This is a genomic window from Gloeomargarita sp. (assembly GCF_053491055.1).
In genome coordinates, this window is record NZ_JBRCEP010000095.1 from 1 (window position 1) to 7,862 (window position 7,862).

7 protein-coding genes are annotated in these 7,862 nt (G+C 43.7%); 5 read left to right on the top strand and 2 right to left on the bottom strand.

All coding sequences use genetic code 11. From position 1 onward, the window contains the following. Positions 1–795, top strand: a 795-nt coding sequence (locus tag ACWISF_RS10695) for a hypothetical protein (RefSeq protein WP_448381572.1), incomplete at its 5' end; no start/stop codon positions are given. A gap of 8 nt (positions 796–803) precedes the next feature. Here ACWISF_RS10695 and ACWISF_RS10700 read toward each other — a convergent pair. Next, entirely contained in the window at positions 804–1,220 is a 417-nt protein-coding gene (locus ACWISF_RS10700; protein WP_448381573.1) for a Rad52/Rad22 family DNA repair protein, read from the bottom strand. Positions 1,221–1,522: 302 nt separating this feature from the next. On the opposite strand from ACWISF_RS10700, the gene ACWISF_RS10705 reads away from it, so the two are divergent. Together ACWISF_RS10705 and ACWISF_RS10710 are read left to right on the top strand one after the other, a co-directional pair. After that, positions 1,523–2,278: a tetratricopeptide repeat protein gene (locus ACWISF_RS10705; protein ID WP_448381574.1), complete on the top strand. Its 756-nt coding sequence runs from the start codon at positions 1,523–1,525 to the stop codon at positions 2,276–2,278. Between the two features lie 80 nt (positions 2,279–2,358). Further along, positions 2,359–3,195, top strand: a complete 837-nt coding sequence (locus ACWISF_RS10710) for a hypothetical protein (protein WP_448381575.1) — start codon at positions 2,359–2,361, stop codon at positions 3,193–3,195. A gap of 235 nt (positions 3,196–3,430) precedes the next feature. Here the strand turns inward: ACWISF_RS10710 and ACWISF_RS10715 are convergent, their stop codons facing one another. After that, complete coding sequence (locus ACWISF_RS10715; protein WP_448381576.1) at positions 3,431–4,258, bottom strand: hypothetical protein; 828 nt, start codon at positions 4,256–4,258, stop codon at positions 3,431–3,433. A gap of 301 nt (positions 4,259–4,559) precedes the next feature. Between ACWISF_RS10715 and ACWISF_RS10720 the strand changes: the two genes are divergently transcribed. Beyond that, the gene (locus ACWISF_RS10720) at positions 4,560–6,362 is read left to right on the top strand and encodes a hypothetical protein (protein ID WP_448381577.1); all 1,803 of its coding nucleotides are present in this window, start codon (positions 4,560–4,562) and stop codon (positions 6,360–6,362) included. Between the two features lie 488 nt (positions 6,363–6,850). After that, positions 6,851–7,862, top strand: a 1,012-nt coding sequence (locus ACWISF_RS10725; protein ID WP_448381578.1) for a tyrosine-type recombinase/integrase, incomplete at its 3' end; no start/stop codon positions are given.

The following is a 7,862-nucleotide window of genomic DNA, read 5'->3' on the forward strand; positions in this document are numbered from 1 at the left end:
ATGACCGGAGGTGTTACAATTGGTTCCTTAGATTCCTTTATTGAGATTATTGATTACAGTGATGTTATTGATCTACAACCAGAGTGGCTTATTGTTTTTCTTTTATTGTTTATTATTATTTGTATTAAAGATTTTAAACCAATTGACTTTATTGAACCGGGTGGTTTAATTACTGTTGGTCAGAATGATAGTATTCTAGATACAACTTTATGGACAGAGATTGAAACCGGGAAAACTGTAAAAGTCATCAATTTTCGCTGTTCTGGTATTTATGCGCAAAAGATTTCAGATTATCGTTTATTGTTACGTAGTGCAAGTAAGTTTGAGAAAGGTTCTTTATGGTTAGAAACGAGTCATGGTAGTCTTGAGATACCGGTAACTTACGGTTTAGGTTCAGATTACTACTATTTAGTACCTCATAATGTGCGTTATTTTCAGTATCGACGTAATGAATTTGCGCTAGTTAGTGATGTTTTGTTAGGGTTAAGTTCAGAGGTATCTAATCACTTATATCATGATCTTAAAGATGGGGAATTTACTAGACTGTTGCGGGAACGTCTACAACAGTGGGAATGTGAGGTTCAGGCTGGTAAGTTACTGCGACCGACCGCTGAAAAGTATGGTCTGCCAATGGGTCTCATTAAGTATTTAGCGGGGGAGGGTAAGCAGTACCGGATGAGCTGTACTACTTCCCCCCAACCACAGCTGCTGCCACCTACAACCTCTCGTTCACAGGCGATTCCCTTGACGATACCCTATCAGGAACAGGTAGAGGAAGAGGTACGTCATTTGTAACAAAAGATTTATTTGTTGTATAGGTATAGGGCCAATCCAAATTTTGCTGCTGCTCTTCTGAAGGCCATGGATTCAGCATTACTACTGGCGTCCCCATAGCCAGTATCTTTGAGGGAGTTTCTTCCAGAAGCCTCTCGATAGAATAGGCCCTCGGCAGTAGGAATTGTAAGCCTTCCGATGAGAAACAGATCCTCATTGGTTGTGTAGATCTGCCTGATCTCCCATTGCCAACCGGGTGCATACTTATTTAGCAGCAAGATTGCCTTGTGCCAGGGGACGTATTCTATTACTCGGCCATCTTCCAATTGTTTTGTTTCCAAAACCGTGCTAGGAAGTGGTCTAGATAGTGCTTCCGTTATCTGTGCTAATGTCCATTCTCCTGGTTTTTTGGGAACATCAAAATTTGTTCTAGCTGCTCCACTCATGATTTTTTACCTCCATGATTTGCAAGTTTGATGTTGTATCGTTCGTACCTTTCAACCATGTTAGTTTTTTCTTGATTGATTTGGTTGTATACCAAGTTTCTTGGTTCTGTTTATTTCCTTTGAAGGATACCCTAGGAGATTTATTGTTGCTTGGGTTTTTACCGGGGTTGGGCTATGTTCCTAAAGCCTTACACTTCGTTTATAATGGTAGTTATTGAGCGAACGAAGTTGTTTAAGAGCTTGTTCGCTCCGCAGTACATTGTGACTAAGCTATTCCTTGGTCTTGGGAGGAACACCATCCGATGTATAGTAAATTGAACTGGAGATTTATCCTTATACTATGTATATGTTTCTTATTTTTAGGTGGTGGTGTGAGTTATGGTAAGCTCTATAAGAATAGTGATGATCTGTATGCCGTTCAAATGAGGTCTGCTTTTTTGAGGGGGGACTGTGCGCCTTTTTTTGATCTAAATAATCAGGCAATCATTATTATTAGAAGTGATTTGCTATTTTATCGGGGTTTATGTTTATATAGACAGGGCAAGGTTGAGCAAGCGCTTAATGCTTTTGAGAATGTGCTGCAACTAGATCCTAACAACCTTGAAGCCTTAAATAACAAGGCAAATATTTATGCTCACTATCTAGGCAAGAAGGAAGAAGCTTTAGATGTTTATAACAGGATTATTCGAGAGTCACCTAGAAACATAGAATTTCGTTTGAATCGGGTTTTAGTTTTTGATGAATTGGGTAGACAGCAGGAAGCGCTTGCAGATTTAGACTTTGTTTTGCGCCAGGATTCAAAGAATGGTATGGCCTGGTTGCTGCGGTCTAACATTTATGCAAAGATGGGTGATTTAAAGCAAGCACTTGCGAGTATTAATAGTGCAATTTGGTATGCTCCAAAGCTGGTTGAGGCGTATACAAATAGAGGTATCATTCGTATCAAAATGGGAAATTATATTTTTGGTTGTAGGGATTTGCGTTATGCGATGGAGCAGGGTAGTCAGATTGCTCAGAACTATTATCAAAGGAATTGTATTTCGAGGTCTAGTAAGTAGGTTGCCTTCAGTTTTGTCTGTATGTTATACTTTTCCAGCGCGGTGCTAATAATATATTAGTTTACTTTGGGGAGGTTCATATGTTAGTAACTGAGGGGCGTCAGGTTGGCTCCTGCTTTTGGATTTGTATTGATAAGCTTGTACAACCTGGGCGTGAGCAGCTTGCGTTAAAGCCGCGGATAGTTACAGAGTCCTATTTTTATTTACCTACAGGCAAGTTCCAGCATACAATCCAACTGACGGACTGGGATGTGGTGGTTCCAGAAGCTGTATGGATTGGTTCGTGGGAGCAGGCGCAGGAGGTTGTAGAGCTCTTACGGAGGATTGCTCCGTTTGAGTGTCGGATTCTACCTGTTCCCTCTTGTTGCGTGGGTAAGCAATCTGGTATAGTGGAACTGAATGGTAAAGGTAAACTAGATTTTGTGAGAATGCTTATGGAAACTGCAGCTCGTAAGACAACGGATGGTAATTCTGACGGTAGGATGCGGAGGTCTGTGGATCCTAACTTAAAGGGAGCTCCTCTGGGCGCATTACTTATAGATACGGAGCTTATGAGGCGTGCACTGGCAAAACCTAACTTGAAGGATACTTATATTAATATTTACTACAAGCGGAGGCCGGATGATCCGCCGCTGATGGAGAATGTCCTAGATTATGAGGCTTGTTTTGTACGCTTTCATCCCCGTATGCCGGAAAAGTGGCGGTATATGTGCCAGTTGAGTACCTATGTAGAGGTATTTCGGAAGCGGTGTCAGCATATCTGTGAACGGGCCTGGAATACCCCCTGGTCTGATGATAGGATAGAGGATTTTTTAGAAGATGATTTTTTATTCTATCAAGTAAGTCTTGAAGTAATTTCTGAAATCATTTTTGAGTCAGAAAGGTGTGGAAACGAGTTATGCCGGCTTTTGCGCTGATCTACCTACTGTCTTTTTGAGTTTCTTGCTTGAGAATGGGTCTTCTGACCCAATTTTTTTTGTATGAACCGCTGAGAACCCCGCTCTCTATCTATTTTTGCCCAGTGCTTCCAGGTGAGGGGTTCTTACGTAGTCTCTAAACTTGTAACCATAGCAGTTAGCGACTCAAGTCACATAAGGACTTTTCCTTCCTGTAGTACGGAGCTACCAAGCTATCCCCATGTGTTTTGTTGTTTTATAGCTGACCGTTGTTTGTTCCGCTTCCTAATTCTTTCAGTTCGATAATTTGTAGTCCACTATACCTTATTCTTTGCACAATTTTATCAATGTGTGTGTAAATCGGTTCCTCTTCTAATGAATTTCTGCTTTTTTCTTTATCTCTGACCGTTGTTACCTCCGATTCTGGCGGTTTTGTTGGGTTGTAAAGAATTTCTGTAACCGGTTCAATAGCACGTACGACTACAATTTTGTTAAACGGTGTTAGGAGACGGCCTTGTGGTGCTTTTTCTTCAAAAATAATTAAGTTGGATACGAACTCTAGTTGCCATGTACCTGTGCGTACTGGTCGAGGATCGCCAATAAATTCAACCAAGAGAATTACCTTAGGTTTACGATTTGGTTGCCCTGGCTGTACAGGTTTAAAAAGCTCTTGTGGAGTTAATAATGCAATTTCCTGTAAAAGCGCGTTTCTGAGCTTTTCGCTAAAGGCAAAACTGGCATACATGGTTGTTGTTGCTACCTTTTTTCCCCCAGAAACAGATACTCCTAGATCTGGTAGAGGTATCTCGTTAGGTATATTGCTTTCTAATGGCAGAAAGCCATTCCACGTAAACATCAGGCTAAAAACTTCTTTGATAAATCTGCGAATTGTTTGTGGCTGCCTCTCATAGCTGCCCACAGTTGTTACCATAATTGTTTTTCCATCTACAAGTTGTACAAAATTATTCTTTGGCCTTGAATTGATAAGAATTACTCCAGTAATTATGAATAGGATAACTGTAATACCGCTGACCGCAACATTCATCATGAAAAGTAAGGCAATTTGCTTTCTTCCGTCTAACATCTCCCGTTTCTCTGACCCCTCCTTTATGGTTTGTACCGTCTATTATAACATACTCCTACTCGATTCTATTTCCTCTCTTATTCTCCATATATTTTAGATTAAGAAAGTTGATTTACTTTTGGATTACTGTTTTCAGTGTTTTTCTATATTGGAAAGGGTTTGTTTATACTGTTAGATAAAGTATGAAACATTTTTGGTATTTATTCTATTGTTTACTAGATATTTTTAGATATTTTTGTTATAGTAGGGGTAGTGAGCTAATGGGTTATATGGATGATATGGATCATTGGGGGTATTAGAGATGGCGGAAGTTGGGGGTTCTGCTGGGGTTAGCAAGGATTTACTGGATTTAGTGGGTTTGGATGAGAATGATGTGAAGGTTGAGGGTGGGGATGAGGATGTTTTGAGTGGCGATGAGAATCTTAGTGAGGGGTCTGAGGAGGAGCAGCATACTGAGTTAAAGTTTCATGAGCGGGGGTGGGTTCAGGCTGGGTCGATGGGCGTGGTGGTTGGCTTTGTGACCATTGTGGCGGGTTTTTTTCTTTCCAGCAGTTTTGGCATTGGGCGTCAGGAAGATGTGGTGGCAGCGAGTCAGGAGCAGAGTCAGAGTAGTGCGGCGGAGCGTGGTTTTTTAGACATGACGCCGGAGCAAAAGGATGCTCGGATTTCTGAGTTAGAGGCACAACGGGCGATTTTGGATCAGCGTTATCGGGCAGAGTTGGCGAAGCTACAGGCGGAGCAGCAGCTAAATCGCGAGGTACAGCCTGATGACCAGACACCTTTAGAGGAGAGGAAGGGCCAGCCGCGATCTGGGCAGCCTTCTACTGTTTTGTCGACACTTCCAGATTCACCAACACCTCTAGAGCCGGTTGTGGTACCGCCGCCATCGCCACCGCCATCATCATCACCGTCGCCACCGGTGCCACCGTCACCTTCTCTGCCTGCACAGGGTCCTGCACTAGAATTGTCGCAGCAGTCACCAGAAGCGGCTATTAATCAGTGGCAGGTGATGTGGCAGTTTCAACAGAAGCTTGGTTCTTTTGGTCGTGTGGATGGAAATGCGACTCCTGTAGTTAAAGCAGAGTTATCCACGCAAAGTGATCCATCGTCAGCTACTTCTGCCACTCCGGTGCAGGAGCCTTCGATGGAGGAACAAGGTGGCACGGGTCAGTTTGTGATGCCTGAAGAGAATCTCTCCCCTTATCATGAGAATCAGGATATTCAGGGTTTTCAGGCTCCTAATAAGAATAAGAATATTCAGGGTTCTCAGGGATCTATTTCTTCTTTTTCACCTAGTACTTTAGCTAGTGTGGCTCGGTCGGAGTCGCTGTCTGCTAGGGCTGATGTGTCTCGTTTGCCTGATATATCTCAACGTGTGCGTGCTCAACAGGAAGCTTTTCTTCAGGGCTACATTTACCCTGAGCTTGTGTCAGAGCCGGAAGTTAAGTTGGCAGCTACCCATACTCAAAAGGTTATGGGTGGGACCCAAGTTCCTGGGCGTGTCAAGACGCCTGTGATATTTCTGGAGGGAGATGAGCGTAACAAGGAACGTACTTTTAGTATTGAAATTGTAGAAGAGTCTTCGTTAACAGAGGTTTTACCTCCGGGTACGCTTGTGTTAGGTCGCGTATCAACTGTAGCTCCTAACGGTTTGATGTTTTTAGAGGGAACTGCTATAGTTACCCCAAATGGAATTGAATACAAGCTTCCGGAAAATGCTGTCGAAATTAGGGGGGAAAAGGGTCGGCCATTAATGGCAAAACTTTTTCAGACGGGAACTTTGTCAGAAATTGCTAAGCTTTTAGGTACAGTTATTGCTAATGGGGTACAACAGGTGGCTCGTTTGTACAATGAGCCAGAAGTTGACCGACAGGTTATCGTTAACTCTGATTCTGAGAATATTCGTGAAACAGTTATCACCAAAAGCAAAAATACAAAAAACTACCGTGCTGCAGCAATTGAGGGAGCTTTAAGTGTGCTTAATCCTAAGCTCCAAGAATGGCTTCAGTCTAAAAAGGCTGCTCCAGTAAACGTATGGCATCTCGAGGCCGGACGGAAAGTTGATATCTTTTTCCACCGCACAGTTCAGCTTAACTCGTTTTGATGCTCCCTGTCCTTTAGGGCAGGGATTTGCGTTATAGCCATTTCGGTTTAGAATGTGACCCTGCCAGGGAGTTTTGGTCGGCCTTAATTTTCTGGGATGCAAAGCGGCCAATTACGGCAGAACTTCTTAACTCGCTTGATTTAATGGTTCTTGCGAGAGAGTTGGGGAAAGAGGGCGAGGTGGCGCAAGCTTTCGCAAAACGGCAGTTGGTAGAATACCCGGGAGGAGCTCCTTTTCAGGAAAGGATTGGAATAACCATCTGTCCAAGAAGCGCTTGCACCTGAAACTGCCTGTGCTGCGCTTCGGCGGCGCAGGGGAAGCGCGAACGGTTAAGTTCTACATCGAAGGTTTATTGATCGGGTAGGCATGGTATCTGTTTTTATGAAGTTATTGCTATTTATTCTCAATAAAATGTAGATATGTTTAGTATTTTGCCTTGTTTTTCAGCATCTTATTGACAGTTTTAAGGCAATAGTAACTATTTTTTATTGACAGTTAAGTTTATTTTGGTGCAGCAAGGGGGAGAGGTATTGCATCAAATCTACGAGCAACTTGACCTTTTTCCTGCGCCCTTGGCACGCTTGTTTCGGTTGCAAATTGCTTTAGGGTGCCGTATCAACGAGATGCTGCTGATGCCGCGTCATTGCCTCAAGCAGGAAGGAGGGCACTGGTTTCTACTACGCTGGGTCGCCAAACGGAAGCAGTGGCGTTATTTCCAGGTGCATCCTCTGGTTGCCGAGTTAGTGCAAGAGCAACAACGTTTTTTGGACGAACAGTTTGGCAACGATTCTCAGTTCAACAAACTTTTCTGTAGAGCATCCACAGCATTCAAGGATGGGGCAGAAGTGGGAGGGCGTTTTCAAGTTGAGCCTGTTTATAAGCCTAGTCCCTTATCGGTTACAATAGTTCATTCATGGCTCAAAGCGTTCAGGGAGGTGGCCAATCTTAAAGACAAGCATGGTAAACCTTTCCCTCTCACCAGCTACATGTTTCGTTACATCAAGGCCAGTGTGATGGCGTATTGTGAGGTTGAAGACGAGTACATTGCGGTGGTTTTAGGGCATGGCTCTCTCGACATGCTACCTCACTACCGTAAGCGTTCGTTGGAGCGGCTAGAGAAACAGGCAGAGACTAAGGGCTATGTGGATATGTACGGGCGGGTCACCACCTACAAGCCCCGCAAGCAACGTTACGAAAAGTTGGCTGACTTGATGAAGGTCACAACCCCACTTGGTGAGTGCCACCGCCCCAGCATGTTGGGCGATTGCCAATACCGCTACGCCTGCCTAAGCTGCGCCCATCACCGAGTTACAGAGGCAGACATCCCACAACTAGAGGCAGATAAGCAACAAATGGAGATGGACCTTGAACGTGCCAGAGCAGCTCAACAAGAGCGGCGCGTAACTGAGATTCAAAGGCTGCTGGAACTTGTAAACAATCGCCTGCGGGGATTAGCTGAGCTACAAAAAATGCGGGAGGAAAATCAACATGAGTCAGCGT